A 17,261-nucleotide genomic window follows, 5' to 3' on the forward strand; every position below is an offset into this window, starting at 1 on the left:
CTTTTTCGCTACTTTATAGCATTTAGTTGCAGTTGCCCACGCTTGGCTTTACCATCATGGCAGTTTTTATTCGAGCGAAGGTAAACACGTGTTAAAAAAAATTAAACACCTCTCATGGGTGCTTCCTTTGGTGGTAACGACCATTACAGTGCAAGCACAGCCACTTACGTTAGAACGTATCTTTGATGATCCTAGTTTAGCGGGTAAAGCCCCCGTACAACTTAAGTTTTCACCTGATGGTAGCCGTGTTACCTATTTGCAAGGTAAAAGCGATGATTACAACCGCTATGATTTATGGGAATACAATTTAAAAGACAACAAAAATAGTATGTTAGTGGATTCAGCTAAGCTATTTTCTGGCCCAGAAAATCTCTCAGACGAAGAAAAAGCACGCCGCGAACGTCAACGTATTTTTGGTAAAGGTATTTTAGAATACAAGTGGTCTAAGGATGGCAAAGCGCTGTTATTTCCACTTAATGGCGACCTTTATTACTACGAGCTTGCCTCAGCAAAAAGCCGCAAACTAACCGATACCGAAGCATTTGAAACAGATGCCCGTTTTTCACCAAAAGGTAATTTTGTCTCGTTTGTGCGTGAACAAAACCTGTACGCGCTTAACTTAAAATCAGGTAAAGAAATTCAACTGAGCAAAGATGGCGGTGGCGTGATCAAAAACGGCATGGCTGAATTTGTTGCGCAAGAAGAAATGGGCCGAATGACGGGTTACTGGTGGTCAGGCGATGAATCAAAAATCGCTTTCACCCGTATTGACGAAAGCCCGGTTGAAGAAGCGATCCGCAACGAAATTTACGCTGAAGAAGTGAAACTCTTCAACCAACGCTACCCATTTACTGGCACCAACAATGTAAAAATCCAACTTGGTGTTGTCGCTATTAACGATCAAAGTGTTGATTGGGTTGACCTTGGTAAAGACGACGATATTTATATCGCCCGTGCCAAATGGTTAGAAGACGATAAAACGCTTTCATACCAATGGCAAGACCGCTCTCAACACACGCTAGAATTGCGCTTTTATAACAGCGACACAAAAGAGCAAAAAGTGGCCTTAACTGAAACCAGCGATACTTGGATCAACCTACATTTTGACCTACAGTTTTTAAAAGACAAAAAACACTTTGTATGGGCCTCTGAGCGCAATGGTTACAAGCATTTATACCTTTATCGTAGTAACGGTAAATTAGTACGCCAAATCACAAACGGTGACTGGGTGGTTGATAGTTTAAAAGGTATTGATGAGAAAAAAGGCATCGTCTATTTTGCAGGTCGTAAAGACACGCCTCTAGAAAGCCACTTATACAGTGTGCCGTTATTTAAAAAGGGCGATATCAAGCGTATTACCGAACAAGGTCAATATCATAATGTCGTCATTGCCAAAGACAGTAAAACATTTATTGATAACAGCTCATCGGTAAATAAACCTGGCTCCGCTGCCCTTCGTAAAATAAACGGTGAGTTCATTACTTGGCTTGAGGAAAACAAACTAGATAAAACACACCCTCTTACACCTTATTTAGCTGACTTAGCTGAGCCAGAATACGGCACAATAAAAGCGGATGATGGCCAAGTAATGCATTACCGTTTATTTAAACCCGCCACTATTAACGATGGCAAAAAGCACCCTGTACTGGTGAATGTTTATGGCGGCCCACATGCACAACGTGTAACTAATAGCTGGCGCAGCAAAAACTTGTACTTCCAATATATGGCACAACAAGGTTACGCGGTTTTCCAACTTGATAACCGTGGTTCATATAATCGCGGTAAAAAGTTCGAAGATGCCATATACAAGCATTTAGGTGTGGTGGAAGTAGCCGACCAAATCAAGGGCGTGGAATTTTTACGTACTCTTGATTACGTTGACCCGCAGCGTATTGGTATTTATGGCCACAGCTATGGCGGTTATATGGCATTAATGACCATGTTTAAAGCCGGTGATTACTTCCAAGCGGGCGTATCTGGTGCACCCGTAACTGATTGGGCATTGTATGATACGCATTACACAGAGCGCTATTTAGGCCATCCTGAAACAAACGCTAAAGGTTACACCGACAGTGCTGTATTCCCATACGCAGATGGCTTAAAAGGGCCATTAATGATCTACCATGGTATGGCTGATGACAACGTATTGTTCACGCATGCCACTAAGTTATTTAAACAACTGCAAGATAACGAAAAGCAGTTTGAGATGATGACCTACCCAGGTTCAAAGCACAGCTTACGTGGTAAAAGTGTACAAACGCATTTACATCAAACAATTACCAGTTTCTTTAACCGCCATTTTGACGTTAAATAACATGCTTCAATTGTTTTATAATTAAGCTAAAGGCTGATTGTGTGATCAGCCTTTTTTTTGCATTAATAAAAATTGCAGCGTTATTTATTATTAATAATAACCGCTAATTACCTAGATTTTTATACCTTTTTAACTACGCTTAATGATATTCGCGAACAATGCGAGCACACACAAAGGATCTTCTATGTCGTATCTACGCCGTTTTACAATTTTCCAGCGTTTAGCAATGCTGGTTAGTGTGGTGGTAATTGGCTTACTTTTCTTAAGTATTACCAGCCTTACGCAACAATATAGTTCATTAAAAACAGAACAATATACTAAAACAAAAAACTTAGTGGAAGCAGCTCATAGCCTTATTAGCCATGCTTACTCTTTAGAACAGGCTGGCACATTAAACAAACAGCAAGCACAACAACATGCCTTAGATACCATTGCAGCCATGCGTTATGACGAAAGCAACTATTACTGGATCAACGACTATCAGCCAAATATGGTGATGCATCCAATTAAGCCAGACCTCAATGGTAAATCTTTAGCCAACAACAAGGATCCCGATGGCACTCTATTATTTATTGAAATGGTGAATATAGTAAAACAACAAGGCAGCGGCTTCGTGCCCTATAAATGGCCTAAACCAGGTAAAGATCAACCAGTAGATAAAATTGCATTTGTGAAAGGCTTTACGCCTTGGCAGTGGATCATTGGCTCAGGTGTATATTTAGATACGATTGATGAAGCATTCTCTGAACTGCGAACCCTAATGATCATCAATGCCAGTATTATTCTTATACTATTTATTAGCTTAAGTTACTTAATTGCACGAAGTATTTTACTGCCAACCCAACTTGCTGCCGATATGATGAAAGATATTTCACAAGGTGAAGGCGATTTAACGCAGGTATTAGATGAGAGCGGCAATGATGAAGTATCGCGTTTATCTCGATACTTTAATTTATATACCACAAAAATTCGCGAATCACTTAAACAAGTCGCGACCAATGCTTATGATGTAAACCATCATGCACAGACTGTTGATGATGCAAGTAAAACCAATCATTCTTTCATCGAGCTGCAAAATGACAGCTCAACCCAAGTAGCTGCAGCAATGGAACAGATGACCCATCAAATACATGATGTAAGTCGTAATGCTGAGGCTGCCGAACATGCTGCTGTTGATGCGGCAAGTAATGCCTCACAAGGTAAAGAAGTGGTGGCAAAAACAATTAAAGCCATTGAAACCCTATCACAGAATATTGAAACAGTGAGTCAAGTGACTGCCGATTTAGCCAACGAAAGTAATAATATTGGCTCAGTGCTTGATGTAATTAGAGGGATCGCTGAACAAACCAATTTACTCGCGCTCAATGCTGCAATTGAGGCGGCACGCGCTGGTGAACAAGGCCGTGGCTTTGCCGTTGTTGCCGATGAAGTACGTACACTAGCTAGTCGCACAGGTAAAAGTACCGACGAAATTCAAGCCATGATAGCCAAACTACAAAAAGGCGCGCAGGCGGCGGTGGAAGCTGTCACGGCGAGCCAACAACTATCAACTAGCACCGTAGAGCAAGCGGGCACTGCCAATAACTCGTTAACTGAAATTGAGAGACTGGTCTCTGTGATCACCGATATGAACGGCCAAATTGCCCGTGCAACCGAGCAACAATCAAGTGCCGCTGACGAAGTGAATTTACGTATTAATGAATTATCGCAATCAACGGAGCATTCATTAGCGAATACAGCGCAACTTTCTAGCGCCAGTGATAACTTAAAACACAGCAGTCAAGGACTAAGCGATGTTGTGGGCCGCTTTAAGTTAGATTGATACTTACCATGATGAGGGAATAAAAAAGCCCCGTTATGGTTAATAACGGGGCTTTTGTCTATAAATTAACGATAAGATTATAAACAGTAACGAGCAAACAGGCTGCTTAAACCTGCGGCTGTAGGCTTGCCATGTTGCCAATCGCCACCTTCAACACCACTACCGGCAATATCCATATGCACATAGGGAATTGGCTGGGCAGAGTCAGTGCCATGTTTATCAAGGCCACCCACAATCGCTAAAAACGCCATTGGGAACTGGTGTCCGCGCGCAGTGACAGCCGATGCCGCGTTGTTACTTGATAGCACATCATCCGCTAGTGTGCGCGGTTTAATAAAGTCATAGTCTTCACGGCGGCTGCGAGAAACTTCTGCGCCATCTGCCCATAAATCACCACAATCAGCCAATTTACGAGAGATATTCGCAGCTCGTGCTGGGCCGTTTTCAACATACGCACTGTATGGACCCATGGCACGGGCAGCGTGGCCGGTTAATGTCGCAACAGTAAAGAGCTCTGGGTTCACTTGGGTTTTAGCAAGCTCTTTCATTTCGCTTAGTAAATCCCCCATCGCTAAGCGACCTTCCGCATCGGTGTTACCAATACGTACACGAACACCTTCACGGCTGGTGATAATTTCATCTGGCACAAAACAATCAGAGCCAATCGAGTTACGTACCACCGCTAAAAAGGCAATTACTTTTACACCCTTAGGTGCAAAATCAGCAACTGATTTCATGAACCCAGCAACAGACGCAGCGCCGCCTTTATCGCGGCTCATACCCGCCATAAAGCCGCCTACTTTTAAGTCTGCACCACCAGTGTCGTACACTAAGCCTTTACCAACAAACATCAAAGTACGAGTAACGTCACCTTCTGGCACATATTCAAGTTTAACAACACGCGGGTGATGACGTTCTACCGCGTATGAAGCGCGAGCCACTGTGCTCATCATCGGGTATTCTTTATCGATAGTGGCAATATCGGCAATCACTTCAACGCTTACTTTAGAGCCTTTAAATAAATCTACGCAGTAATCTGCAAAGCGCGGTGGCGCCATACGCTCAGGTTCAGTACCACATAAATCACGCGCTGCGTATTGCCCAGCAGCAATCGCATTAACCGCTTTAATGGTTTGCTCATTGGCACCAAATAGTGCAATTTGGGTAATTGGCTCAATGCTTTCACCATGATGCTCACGTGCTTCTAGTGGCTGCCAAAGAGCTTGGCATGCACCTAAGTAGGCCACTTCTAAAGCATATTGATAACGGCTGTCTTGGCTTGCTTGTGGTAAGTAAATAGCAGGCTTAGTGCTGCCCGATGCTTTCGCCTCAATAATAGCGAGTTTAGCAGCATCAAAGTAACGTCGGACATCATCATAATCACGATTTAACGGACCTGTTGGTGCTAAAATCACGCGTTTTGAATCAACCACGAGGAAAGTAACTTGCTTACCGATACGTGCATCAACCGCCATTTGCGCTTTAATCGCTTGACTTAGATTAGGATCGTCTAATTGTGAAAAATTATCGGCAATAATAATAAGCGCGTCATGTTTTGCGTTATCTAATTGCGGGGCTGCAACTGCGTGAGGATATGCCATAAAAAAGGTCCTGTTGTCGAAAAACTGAGGACCTCATTATCATTGATTTAACTAGCTATTGCCAGCAAAGCACGACAAGCTTATGTGCCGCTGGCAACTTGCAGTTACAGTGTAAAATAAATCAGTTACTCACTGCTTACAGGGTTATTCTCTGCGCGATGCTTAGCAATGACAGACCAGGCTTCAAGCATTACCAACACACTGATGATCAATACAATAATATCCAATGTCACTAATAACCAGTTACCTTGTTGGTAATACTCGCCAAGCTTGATCACCCCTGCAAAAAACGCCATCACTAGCACAAAACTCATCGGAATAAGCGTGTACTTAGCTGGGCGATTTGCTTTGATCAACATCACTGAAATAACTAACAAGGTTAAGCTCGCTAAAATTTGATTCGTTGAGCCAAACAACGGCCAAATGATCATGCCACCACTACCATCAGCGCCACCAGCACCAAAGGCCAATAATAAACAACTTAGCACTGCAATCAATGTGGCTATTACGCCATTTTTTATCACTTTAATATTATAAATATCACCCCACTCTTGAATGATATAACGCTGCAAGCGCACTCCAGAGTCCATCGTCGTGCCAGCAAATAGCACCACCATAACGGCAAGCAATGTCGATGCAACTTCGTTAGAAATGCCCCAACCAGTTTCAATTAGGTTCGCGCCACCGCTAACAAACGCACCGACACTACCGGCACCTAAATGGCTGTATATTTCATGCCACTCTTCAGGAGACACCGCAAGTGCAACGCCACTGACAGCAACCAAAGTGATCAGGGCTAACATACCCTCGCCCACAGCACCTAAGTAACCGACAAAACGGCCATCGGTTTCTTTATTGAGCTGCTTAGAACTAGTACCCGATGACACAATACCGTGAAAGCCCGATACCGCGCCACAGGCTATGGTCACAAACAGTAAAGGAATTATACTCGGAGTATCTATCGCTGTTTGAGTATTAAACGCAGGTGCAGTGATATCTGGCATAGAGACAAACACAGCGCCATATAACAGCACTAAGCCTACCAATAATTGCATACCATTGATGAAATCTCGTGGTTGTAACAACATCCACACTGGTAACAGTGACGCGATAGCTGCATATATAAATAAAATAATGATCCAGTTAGCATTGGCGCTTAAACCAAATAGCTCATCTGGTAGCGTAATAGGCATGCTGCTGCCTAAGTAGATGGTGTAATATAAAATCCCGACACCAATAAAGCACAATGGTATAAGAGAGACTTTTTTTCGCAACAATTGGCCAATCACGAGCGCTACCACAATAGCAGCCCACGCAGGGAAAACCGCATTTGGGCTGCTGATAAATGATTTTGCAATCACCACCCCAAACACCGCATTCACCATTAATAACACCAGAAAAACCACAATCATAAATAACGCGCGGGTACGCTTACCAATCACAGTTTCTGAGAGCGCGCCCATGGATTTGCCTTTATTACGGGCACTAGCCCAAAGCGCGCCCATATCGTGCACACCGGCAAAAAATATAGTACCTAATACGACCCACAATACGGCTGGCACCCAGCCCCAGTAAACAGCAATCGCAGGGCCAACAATTGGCGCCGCCCCAGCGACAGAGGTAAAGTGATGCCCCCATAGCACCACCTTATTGGTAGGCACAAAGTCCTTACCATCTTCTAGCTCATGTGCTGGGGTGACAAAACTGTCATCCATTTTGAAAATCTTTTCGGCGATAAATTTAGAATAAACAAACCAACCAAAAAGCATTCCAACCATACCCAGCAGTACAATAACAACTGATTGCATAGTACTCTCTCTTATAGTTATAAAAATGTGTGTTGTTCACTTTCTACACTAGCAAGACTTGAGTAAAAAACACTCTAAACCTTTAGTCTAATATACTTAACTGAAGATGCTGTTGCGGCTCATTTTTTACGCCAATCCCGATGCCAAGTAATCGTACCGGTTGCTGCTGACCACGTTGATACGCTTTGCTCAATAGTTCAGTAAATATAGCTGTGTCAATTTGATGATAGGACTGATCTGCCGATGTCACCACAAAATTGGCGAATTTTACTTTAACACTGAGTTTATTGATGCGTTGTTGTAATTGCTGTTTTGCTAATCGCCGAGTGAGCTCTTCTAACAAAATAGGTAACTGATCAAGGCATTCTTGTAAGCTGGTTTTATTGTATTCGTAGGTATGTTCAACGCTTAACGATTTGCGCACACGCTCAGTGGATACTTTACCAATATGTAAGCCTGCACATTTTTGATACAAGGACACGCCAAAATTGCCAACATGCTGCTGCATCCAGTTTACGCCTTTTTCGCACACATCAGCACCTGTGTATAAGCCCTTTAAATTAAGCTTTTCCAAAGTGACCTTACCAACGCCGGGTATTTTACCCAAAGGCAATTGCGCCAAAAACTCATCAACTTGCTCAGGTAACACCACAAACTGACCATTTGGTTTGTTTTCGTCACTGGCAATTTTGGCAATAAATTTGATTGGTGCCACTCCTGCTGATGCCGTTAAGCCAGTGGCAGCAAAAATATCAGCACGGATTTGCTGCGCCATTAATGTCGCACTGCCTTTACACGCTGTGCTGTCGGTGACATCAAGGTAAGCTTCATCTAAGGAAAGGGGTTCGATTAAATCGGTATAACGCTGAAAAATAGCGCGAATTTGTAGAGAAATTGCTTTGTATACCTGCATACGGCCAGGCACAATCACTAAATCAGGGCAGCGTTGTTTAGCATGATAGTTGGACATAGCCGAGCGCACACCGTATTCACGAGCAATATAGTTTGCCGTCGACAGTACGCCTCTTCTACTATTACCACCAATAGCCAACGGCACATTAGCTAACGCTGGATTGTCGCGCATTTCAACCGCGGCATAAAAGCAATCCATGTCAATATGAATAAACTTTTTCATTCCCAAAACCAAACAACTGTATATATGAACAGTTATTATTAATTAACTTTACCCTATAAGCAAGTTATCAGCTGGGAGATTCACTTTCTATATTTTTCTTGCGTGAAAATAATCTATGCCCAAACAACCAAAAAGCACCTTCGAATACAAAGCCAAGGATCACTAATGCTATAGCACCTGATGCGTTGCCCATTGCATAACACAAAAATGCTAAACCCAGCAGGCCAAGCAGGGCCAACCATTTGGTAATTTTTGCTGCAACTAAGTTCATAATTTGCTCCTTTAAATCATCAAACTGAAAGTTATCATTTACGTAAGCGTGAACTACTAAAGCTAGCATGTTTTGATGATTTTTCTAATTTTCTTGAGCTAAAAGCAGCATATTGCTAACCTGAGTATTCATTACAGTAATCGAGTTTGTTTATGCAATCGTTTATAGAACAACACCCTATTCATACCAAAATTAATGTTGCTTGGGGTGAAATGGATGCCTTACAGCACGTTAATAATGTCGTTTATTTTCGTTATTTTGAAACTGCCCGAATTGATTTTTTTAACCAAATTAATTTGCTTGAAGACTTACAAAAAACCGGTGTCGGTCCTGTGATCAGTGAAAATAACGCCCGTTATAAGCGCCCTGTTACGTTCCCTGATACAGTACTTGTTGGCGTTACAATCAGTGACATTCAAGCTGATCGTTTTATGATGCATTACAATGTATTTAGCCAAGCACAAAACGCGTTAACAACTATTGGCTCATCACAAGTGGTGATGTTCAACTTTAAAACCGGCAAAAAAGCCAACTTAAGCGAGCCTCTTTTAGCCGCTCTTAAAACCTACTCGCAAGATTAAGTAAGGAATCATTATGCGTTATAACCCTCTTGGTAGTAGTGGCATTAATGTGTCACGCGTGTGCTTAGGCAGTATGACGTGGGGCGTACAAAATAATCAAGCTGATGCAGATGAGCAAATAGCTTACGCCCTAGACCAAGGTGTTAATTTTATTGATACCGCTGAAATGTATGCCATTCCACCCACCCCTGATACTTACGGAAAGACAGAGCAAATTATCGGAAACTGGCTATCACGCAATCCAAGTAAGCGTAATGATATTGTACTAGCAACTAAAATTGCAGGTAATGGTCTATCTTGGGTGCGTGATGGTGGTGATATTACACGTCAAACGGTGGTCAGCGCCGTTGATGAATCATTGAAACGCCTGCAAACCGATGTCATCGATTTATATCAATTGCATTGGCCAAACCGCCAGTCGCCTCACTTTAGCAAACAGTGGCCTGGCATGATCCGTTTTAGTGATGCCAACACACAGCAGCATACCGCTGGTATGCTAGACATCCTGGAAGGGTTAAATGACTGTGTTAAAGCCGGTAAAATTAAACATTGTGGCTTATCTGATGACACTCCTTGGGGGATTAGCCAATTTTTAAGTTTAAGTGAACAACACAATTTACCCCGCATGGTATCAATTCAAAATGAGTTTAGTTTATTACACGCAAAAGATTGGCCTTATCTGATCGAACAATGTATCCACGAAGATATTGCCTACCTGCCATGGTCACCACTTGCAGGCGGTATGTTAACGGGTAAATACTTAAATGGGGCTCGCCCGCAAGGAAGCCGCTGGACCTTAGTACAACGCAATGGTTTGTTCCGTGATACGGCGCAATCACAGCAAGCAGTTAGTCACTATGTTGAGATTGCCCAGCAATACAAACTAACTCCAGCTCAATTAGCACTAGCATGGTGCAACCAAGTCGATGGTGTAACATCATCAATTATAGGTGCGACAAGCTTAGCGCAATTAAAAGAAGACATAAATGCGTTTAATATCGAATTAAGTGAGCAAGCACTCACTGATATTGGCGATATATTTAGACAATACCCTATGCCATTTTGATCAAAGTAAATTAATTCTAAAGTGGGTTCCTAGCTATTTTTTAGATCGACAAAAGCCCAAGCTGGTTTTTCTGCTGGGCTTTACATAAAACAGAGTCTCTTTACGATACAACTTATTGAAAAAAAATAAGCAATCAGTCCCTCTTTACTCGCACTAAATAGCTGTTGTTGTATACTCGACATAAGCTATTAACGGATAAGGTATTTAATCATGCGTAATGTGTATTACATTGTTACTTTATTCACTGTCTTTTTGAGTACCAACATACAGGCTAATAATACAGACGAAGTTACCCACATCACTTGGCTCCAAAGTGATACTCCCCCCTTTCATCTTCCTAAAACAGAGGACGCACCTACAGGTGGATTATGTGATTATTTAGTTGAACAGCTTATTAATGAACTACCCAACATAACGCATACTCGCTTGATAGTGCCGCAAAAACGTATTGGAAAATATCTTGATGAGGGACAAACCGCGTGCTTTCCATGTATGATCCACCGCCAGAAAAAAACAACCAGAGCGACTTATTCAATCCCTACAACGGTTTACCCACCATTTGCGATTATCACTACAGAGCAAAATGCCACTCTAATAAGCCAACGGCATAGCTCTCCCGTCAACCTAGTGAAACTGCTAACTGATGATAACTTTGTGTTTGGACAAAGCGCTGCGCGTAAATTTACCCCAGCATTAAACACTATCACCCGCAACACTAAAAGCTATGAAAATGCGTCATTAAGCTGGAATAGTGACAATGAAAGCAGTGCAGTAATCAATAGGATCAATCATGGCTACATTGACTACACCATTGATTATCCTTTTTTAGCTGACTATTTTAACCGCTTTACTCCCCTTACTAATGTAGTCACCCTGCCGATTACTAATCATCAAGATAATCTGGTTTTAGGAGCTGTGGGTTGCTCTTCGCATGCAGCAAACAACTTTGCTGATAATGCTCTTCGACAGATAAATCAAGTATTACAACAAAGTATTTTATCATCAGAGCAATATCAAATATCACAGCGACAATGGTTAGCAGCCACTTTTCCTGATTTTAATATGCACTATCAACAACTGATACTAAATTTTAATTCGCCAACCAGTGTTGTTCCAGCAATAGTTCAGAACCCAGATAAAGCTGAGCGTTAAATGTCTTCCCTTTGCTGACCTCACCAACCCCTGCGGGCGTGCCAGTCATGATGATATCGCCATCTTGTAAGCTCATAAATTGACTAATTTCAGCTAGAATATCCTCTGCCTTGTGGATCATTAATTTACTATCACCTTGTTGCTGTATACAGCCATCAATCGTTAACGTGAAACTAAATAACTGCTGCTCATCTGTAATTGCTACAAACTCACTAAACAATGCCGAGCCATCAAACGCTTTAGCACGCTCCCATGGTAAACCTTTGGTTTTTAAATGTGTTTGCACTGCTCTTTTTGTTAAATCTAACCCTAAGCCCACAGCACTAAGCTGATTATTTTTAACGATAAAACACAGTTCAGTCTCAAAGTGTAAAGTGTCTTGATTATGCTGACTATTTAGCTGTTCACTAATAGCGCTGTTTGGTTTTGTAAATAACAACATTTCACTGGGGGTTTCATTGCCCAACTCAGCAATGTGCGCCGCATAATTACGGCCAATACAAATAATTTTATTCGGTGTAACCAACTGCCCTGCAACTTTAACAGTATTCATTGCAAACCTTCCTCCTACGTATGTGTTGTTGCTAATAATGGTAATAAGTTAAAAGTTTTAACAAGCATTATCATACATTTATTCCTATATTTGACACTAAAAATGGTGACAAACAACAGCTTAGCAAATAATTATGATTAAATATTTCCTATAATAACATAAACATACCGATTAGCCGCAGGTACATAAACTAATAACTATTGACGATTGTTTTACTTTCTACTAACTTAATGTAAGCGGTTACATAAATAAAATCGGGTTCGGCGGTTTTTTTCTAACTGAATGTAAGCGCTTACATTAGACGACAAACATAACAATAAAACCAAATCTGGAGATTTGCATGAACCACACACATTTCAAGAAAAAGCAGCTTGCTATTAGTCTATCCATGGCTATGGGCTTAAGCGTGCTAATTCCTCATACCGCTGCCGCCGAAGAAGAGTCCGCTGCAAAAACAGATATGGAAGTTATTCAAGTTTCCGGTATTCGCGGCAGCTTAGTGAAGTCTATGGATATCAAACGCCAATCCGCTGGCGTTGTGGATGCCATTACTTCTGAAGATATTGGTAAATTCCCAGATACTAACCTTGCTGAGTCGCTGCAACGGATCACAGGTGTATCAATCGACCGTAGTAACGGTGAAGGCAGTAAAATCACCGTGCGTGGTTTTGGCCCTGAATTTAACTTAGTAACATTGAATGGCCGCCAAATGCCAACATCTGGTGGCCGTTCTTTCGACTTTGCAAACATTGCCACCGAGAGTGTTAGCGGTGTTGAGGTCTATAAAACAGCCCGCGCAGACATTCCAAGTGGTGGTATTGGTGCAACGGTTAATATCAGTACCGCAAAACCTTTATCGAACCCAGGTTTACATGCTTCGGTAGGTGCAAAGGCCGTACACGACACCTCAAATGTAAATGGTAAAGACATTACTCCAGAGTATTCAGGTATTTACAGCAACACATTTAATGACGACAAATTCGGTATTTTAATTTCAGGCTCAGTGCAAGAACGTGATAACCGCGAACAATCAATGGCGGTTGATAACTGGATCCCAAATGTTGATATTTCAGCATCACCGGGTTTATCAGTGACTGATAACAACCAACGTGCAGACGGCAACACCTGGTATCCGCAAAATGCCGGTTATGCATTTTCAGATAACACCCGTAAACGTACCAATGGTCAATTAGTGCTGCAATATGCTCCATCTGAAAAACTAACAGCTACGCTTGATTACACCTATTCAAAACTTGAGTTTGAAAAAGATGGCCGTAGTTTTGGTGTATGGTTTAACAACGGTGGTAACGTAAATTCAGCTAACATCAATGAAAATGGTACGTACACACAAGTAAGCGAATTTGGTGGCGACTACTCTACCAACTTAAACCGTGGTGCAACAACCAACGAGAATAAATCACTGGGTTTAAACCTTGATTGGCAAGTGACTGATAACTTCAACATTGAATTTGACGCTCATAATTCATCAGCAGAAAGCGCCGGTGTAGGTCTTGGTCATGATGCGTTTATGATCATCGGTAACACCTCATGTGATTGGTGCGAAAACCCAACCGTTAATATCGATGAAAAAATGGCTGATTTTAGCCAAGGCGAAATCCCGCTGATCGGTATGACCTTAACTAATGGCCAAGCAGAATTACTACCAAGCGATATGGGTAGTTTGTTTGCCGGTGTAAATAAAGATACAAATACCAACGACCTTGATCAATACCAGCTAAAAAGTACTTGGTATAACGAAAACAGTGGCGCCCTATCAAGTATCAACTTTGGCGTATCACATACTAAAATTGAATTTAGAACGACTCAAGCCTACTCAGAGCAGCTAGCTGCAGGTTGGTGGTTAAACTCAGCAGATTGGTACGACGATAGCTTGTTTACTCGTGTTGACAGCTCAGGCTTACTCGATGGTTTTTCAGGTGGTGGTAACGACAAACTACTTAACTACTATTACGATGCTGATTTTGATGAAATTGTGGCAATCGCAGAAAGCATTGATTGTGATCACCCTGATGGTGGTATTGGTGCCTGTAGTTGGCCAGCCGAGTTAAATGGCAAAGTGCAAGCAGGCCCTATCGACAACGATCAACGTGTTAGCGAGAAAACGCTCTCATTCTACACGCAAGCAAACTTTGAAACCGAATTTAACAACATGTACGTCACCATGGCGGTTGGCTTACGTTATGAAAAAACAGATGTTAGCTCTGATAGCTCAGAGCAGCCTGCTAATAGTATGGTCTGGATAAACGGTAACGAATGGTCATATGACTTTGGTGATACAATTTTCTCTGAAGGTACAGGTAGCACCAGTGAGTTTTTACCAAACTTAGATATTAATGTAGAAGTTGCCCAAGATGTTATGGCGCGCTTCTCTTATAGCCGTACCTTGGCTCGTCCACCTGTGGATAAACTACGTTCAACTACCTCATTTTTAGGTAACCCTAAGGTTGGTCAACGTAAAGTGGCTGTAGGTAACCCAAATTTAAAACCATTTGTATCTGATAATATTGATTTATCACTTGAATATTACTACGGCGAAGGCAGCTATGTGTCAGCGGGTTATTACCGTAAACAAGTGGAAAACTTTATTGTTAATCTTACTACACAAGAAACCATGGGCGATATTCGCGACCCATTTGTCGGTGATCGCGCCAATCAAGCACGTGAAGACTTAGCAGCCGAAGGGGTTACACCTTCAGATCAAGCGATTCACGACAAGATCAATGAAAACCAAGGTACGGAACAAGGTACCGGCATCACAGGCACAGCTACTGATCCACTCGCTATCTTTGACGTGTCTCGTGATAACAATGTTGAGACAGGTAATTTATGGGGCTGGGAGCTTGCTGCACAGCACATGTTTGGTGACACTGGATTTGGTGTCGTAGCAAACGCTACTTTCGTATTTGGTGATGTAGAAGCAGACCGTGATGCAATTGGTTACCAATTTGCACTACCAGGGTTAAGTGACTCAGCTAATTTCTCAGCAATTTATGATTTAAACGGTTTATCTGCGCGTCTATCGTATAACTGGCGTGATGAGTTCTTAAATGGCTTTGATCAACATTCATCGCCTATCTTTACTGAATCTTATGGTCAGTGGGATATTAACGTGAATTACGCAGTAAACGAGCAGCTAACTGTGTTTGTTGAAGGCTTAAACTTAACAGACGAAACGCAACGTACTTATGTTCGTTATTCTGAACAGTTATTACGTGCTAATCAGTACGGTGCCCGTTACAACATCGGTTTCCGCTACGCTTTCTAACATTTTGTTGTCAAAAAGCCGCTGCAAAGCGGCTTTTTTTTGCTACGATATTTATACCCTCCCTATTGCAAGGGTATATGACTTAATTTGGTAATTATTAATGGCGACATCCGCGATAAATCATATCATTATAATTGGCGGCGGCAGCGCAGGCTGGCTCAGCGCAGGGCTTATTGCTGCTCAAGGACACCTGACTCACAACGCTAAAGTTACCCTTATTGAATCGCCCGAAGTGGCCACTTTAGGTGTGGGTGAAGGCACATGGCCAACCATGCGTAAAACCTTAAAAACCATTGGTATAAGTGAAACACAATTCATTCGTGAATGTGATGCATCGTTTAAACAAGGTTCTCGTTTTGATGGCTGGTGCGATGATAAAAGCAATGACGACAGTAACGACTACTACTATCACCCGTTTAGTTTACCTGTTGCCTATCAAAGCCTAAATATAGCACCTTATTGGTTTGCCCAACAGCAAGCAGTTAGCTTTAGCCATGCCGTTGCAAGCCAAAGCTATTTTTGCGATCACCACAAAGCGCCAAAAACACATTTACACAGCGACTACCAAGCACAGGCAAACTACGGCTATCATTTAGATGCGGGGAAGTTTGCGCAACTATTAATGCGTCACTGCGTTACTAAGCTCAATGTCAATCATTTACTCAGTCATGTTGATGAAGTTATCAACGATGAAGAGGGTTATATAAGTGGGGTAAAAACCCGTGATCACGGCCTGATCACTGGCGACTTATTTATTGATTGCTCAGGCCACCATGGTCGCTTAATTGATAAGCACTATCAGGTACCACTCGAATCACAACAACATATTCTGTTTAATAACCGCGCAGTTGCTGTGCAAGTCCCCTATGCGAACAGTAAACAAGCGATCCTTTCATACACTAAAGCAACAGCCCAAGATAGCGGCTGGATTTGGGATATCGGCTTACAAACTCGCCGTGGTGTTGGTATGGTTTACTCGAGTGAATATGAAACTAATCAAGGCGCAAAAGATAAGCTACTGAGTTATTTAAAAACCACACAAAGTGAGCTTGATGTAAGCCAGTTAACCATCCGCGAATTGAGCTTTCAACCAGGCTATCGAACACAGTTTTGGCATAAAAACTGTATCGCAATTGGTATGTCAGCAGGCTTTATCGAACCACTGGAAGCCTCAGCTTTGGTGATGGTGGAACTGGGCTTAAACACGCTACTGGCAAACTTTCCAACTCACCGCAATGCCATGCCTCAGCTCAGTAAACGCTTTGATCAACAATGCCACTATCGTTGGCAGCGTATCATTGAGTTTTTAAAACTGCACTATGTGTTATCAAAGCGTAGTAGCGACTATTGGCAAGCACATAGAGATACCAGCACAATACCGCAAACCCTGCTTGATAACCTTGCGCTATGGCAATATCAAAGTCCTTGGCTCAATGATTTTGACCGTGCCCAAGAAGTGTTTTCAGCGGCGAGTTATCAGTTTATTTTATACGGTATGAAGCACTTACCGGCATTCCCTAAAATGAACATGCCCGCGAGTATCATTGAGCATTTTACCAATAATCAGCAAGCTGCAAAGCAAGGGTTAGCCAACTTACCCACTAACCGCCAGTTACTGGAACATATTCAAAAGTTTGGTTTACAGCCTATTTAACTTAACAGGTTTAAGTTA

At 42.1% G+C, this 17,261-nt stretch carries 12 protein-coding genes; 7 read left to right on the forward strand and 5 right to left on the reverse strand.

All coding sequences use genetic code 11. The annotated features are described in order from the left end of the window. The first annotated feature begins 88 nt into the window (after positions 1-88). Positions 89-2,314 (forward strand): S9 family peptidase, encoded by a 2,226-nt coding sequence (locus NDQ71_RS07710; protein WP_192542043.1) that lies wholly within the window; start codon positions 89-91, stop codon positions 2,312-2,314. Between the two features lie 184 nt (positions 2,315-2,498). Beyond that, positions 2,499-4,136 (forward strand): methyl-accepting chemotaxis protein, encoded by a 1,638-nt coding sequence (locus NDQ71_RS07715; protein ID WP_192542042.1) that lies wholly within the window; start codon positions 2,499-2,501, stop codon positions 4,134-4,136. Between the two features lie 77 nt (positions 4,137-4,213). On the opposite strand, the gene NDQ71_RS07720 is transcribed toward NDQ71_RS07715, so the two are convergent. From NDQ71_RS07720 to NDQ71_RS07735, 4 genes are all read right to left on the reverse strand, one after another. After that, positions 4,214-5,737: a leucyl aminopeptidase family protein gene (locus NDQ71_RS07720; RefSeq protein WP_064667273.1), complete on the reverse strand. Its 1,524-nt coding sequence runs from the start codon at positions 5,735-5,737 to the stop codon at positions 4,214-4,216. 125 nt (positions 5,738-5,862) lie between these two features. Continuing rightward, entirely contained in the window at positions 5,863-7,545 is a 1,683-nt protein-coding gene (locus NDQ71_RS07725; protein WP_192542041.1) for a carbon starvation protein A, read from the reverse strand. Between the two features lie 82 nt (positions 7,546-7,627). Then, on the reverse strand, positions 7,628-8,680 hold the full coding sequence (dinB, locus tag NDQ71_RS07730; protein WP_192542040.1) for a DNA polymerase IV: 1,053 nt from the start codon (positions 8,678-8,680) through the stop codon (positions 7,628-7,630). Positions 8,681-8,747: 67 nt separating this feature from the next. Further along, positions 8,748-8,951 (reverse strand): hypothetical protein, encoded by a 204-nt coding sequence (locus NDQ71_RS07735; protein ID WP_192542039.1) that lies wholly within the window; start codon positions 8,949-8,951, stop codon positions 8,748-8,750. Positions 8,952-9,103: 152 nt separating this feature from the next. Between NDQ71_RS07735 and NDQ71_RS07740 the strand changes: the two genes are divergently transcribed. The 3 genes from NDQ71_RS07740 (at position 9,104) to NDQ71_RS07750 (ending at position 11,750) form a co-directional block, all read left to right on the forward strand. After that, positions 9,104-9,532 carry a thioesterase family protein gene (locus tag NDQ71_RS07740; RefSeq protein WP_064667269.1) on the forward strand — a complete coding sequence of 143 codons (429 nt, stop codon included), beginning with the start codon at positions 9,104-9,106 and terminating at the stop codon, positions 9,530-9,532. Positions 9,533-9,545: 13 nt separating this feature from the next. Next, positions 9,546-10,598, forward strand: coding sequence for an aldo/keto reductase (locus tag NDQ71_RS07745; RefSeq protein ID WP_301562531.1), 1,053 nt, complete (start codon positions 9,546-9,548; stop codon positions 10,596-10,598). 210 nt (positions 10,599-10,808) lie between these two features. Then, positions 10,809-11,750 (forward strand): ABC transporter substrate-binding protein, encoded by a 942-nt coding sequence (locus NDQ71_RS07750; protein WP_192542035.1) that lies wholly within the window; start codon positions 10,809-10,811, stop codon positions 11,748-11,750. Here the strand turns inward: NDQ71_RS07750 and NDQ71_RS07755 are convergent. Further along, entirely contained in the window at positions 11,689-12,303 is a 615-nt protein-coding gene (locus tag NDQ71_RS07755; RefSeq protein WP_192542034.1) for a fumarylacetoacetate hydrolase family protein, read from the reverse strand. The genes NDQ71_RS07750 and NDQ71_RS07755 overlap by 62 nt on opposite strands. Positions 12,304-12,643: 340 nt before the next feature. Between NDQ71_RS07755 and NDQ71_RS07760 the strand changes: the two genes are divergently transcribed. Together NDQ71_RS07760 and NDQ71_RS07765 are read left to right on the forward strand one after the other, a co-directional pair. Beyond that, the gene (locus tag NDQ71_RS07760) at positions 12,644-15,589 is read left to right on the forward strand and encodes a TonB-dependent receptor (RefSeq protein ID WP_301562532.1); all 2,946 of its coding nucleotides are present in this window, start codon (positions 12,644-12,646) and stop codon (positions 15,587-15,589) included. Positions 15,590-15,689: 100 nt separating this feature from the next. Continuing rightward, positions 15,690-17,243, forward strand: coding sequence for a tryptophan halogenase family protein (locus tag NDQ71_RS07765; RefSeq protein ID WP_301562533.1), 1,554 nt, complete (start codon positions 15,690-15,692; stop codon positions 17,241-17,243). The last annotated feature ends 18 nt before the right edge of the window (positions 17,244-17,261 follow it).

This window comes from Pseudoalteromonas sp. KG3, from assembly GCF_030436385.1.
Lineage (GTDB): Bacteria > Pseudomonadota > Gammaproteobacteria > Enterobacterales > Alteromonadaceae > Pseudoalteromonas > Pseudoalteromonas prydzensis.

What these genes read in the sequence shown, in the direction of transcription:
- NDQ71_RS07735 (WP_192542039.1), bottom strand. Translation starts at nt 8,951, where the DNA reads ATGAACTTAGTTGCAGCAAAAATTACCAAATGGTTGGCCCTGCTTGGC.
- dinB (WP_192542040.1), bottom strand. Translation starts at nt 8,680, where the DNA reads ATGAAAAAGTTTATTCATATTGACATGGATTGCTTTTATGCCGCGGTT.
- NDQ71_RS07755 (WP_192542034.1), bottom strand. Translation starts at nt 12,303, where the DNA reads ATGAATACTGTTAAAGTTGCAGGGCAGTTGGTTACACCGAATAAAATT.
- NDQ71_RS07720 (WP_064667273.1), bottom strand. Translation starts at nt 5,737, where the DNA reads ATGGCATATCCTCACGCAGTTGCAGCCCCGCAATTAGATAACGCAAAA.
- NDQ71_RS07715 (WP_192542042.1), top strand. Translation starts at nt 2,499, where the DNA reads ATGTCGTATCTACGCCGTTTTACAATTTTCCAGCGTTTAGCAATGCTG.
- NDQ71_RS07725 (WP_192542041.1), bottom strand. Translation starts at nt 7,545, where the DNA reads ATGCAATCAGTTGTTATTGTACTGCTGGGTATGGTTGGAATGCTTTTT.
- NDQ71_RS07740 (WP_064667269.1), top strand. Translation starts at nt 9,104, where the DNA reads ATGCAATCGTTTATAGAACAACACCCTATTCATACCAAAATTAATGTT.
- NDQ71_RS07745 (WP_301562531.1), top strand. Translation starts at nt 9,546, where the DNA reads ATGCGTTATAACCCTCTTGGTAGTAGTGGCATTAATGTGTCACGCGTG.
- NDQ71_RS07760 (WP_301562532.1), top strand. Translation starts at nt 12,644, where the DNA reads ATGAACCACACACATTTCAAGAAAAAGCAGCTTGCTATTAGTCTATCC.
- NDQ71_RS07765 (WP_301562533.1), top strand. Translation starts at nt 15,690, where the DNA reads ATGGCGACATCCGCGATAAATCATATCATTATAATTGGCGGCGGCAGC.
- NDQ71_RS07750 (WP_192542035.1), top strand. Translation starts at nt 10,809, where the DNA reads ATGCGTAATGTGTATTACATTGTTACTTTATTCACTGTCTTTTTGAGT.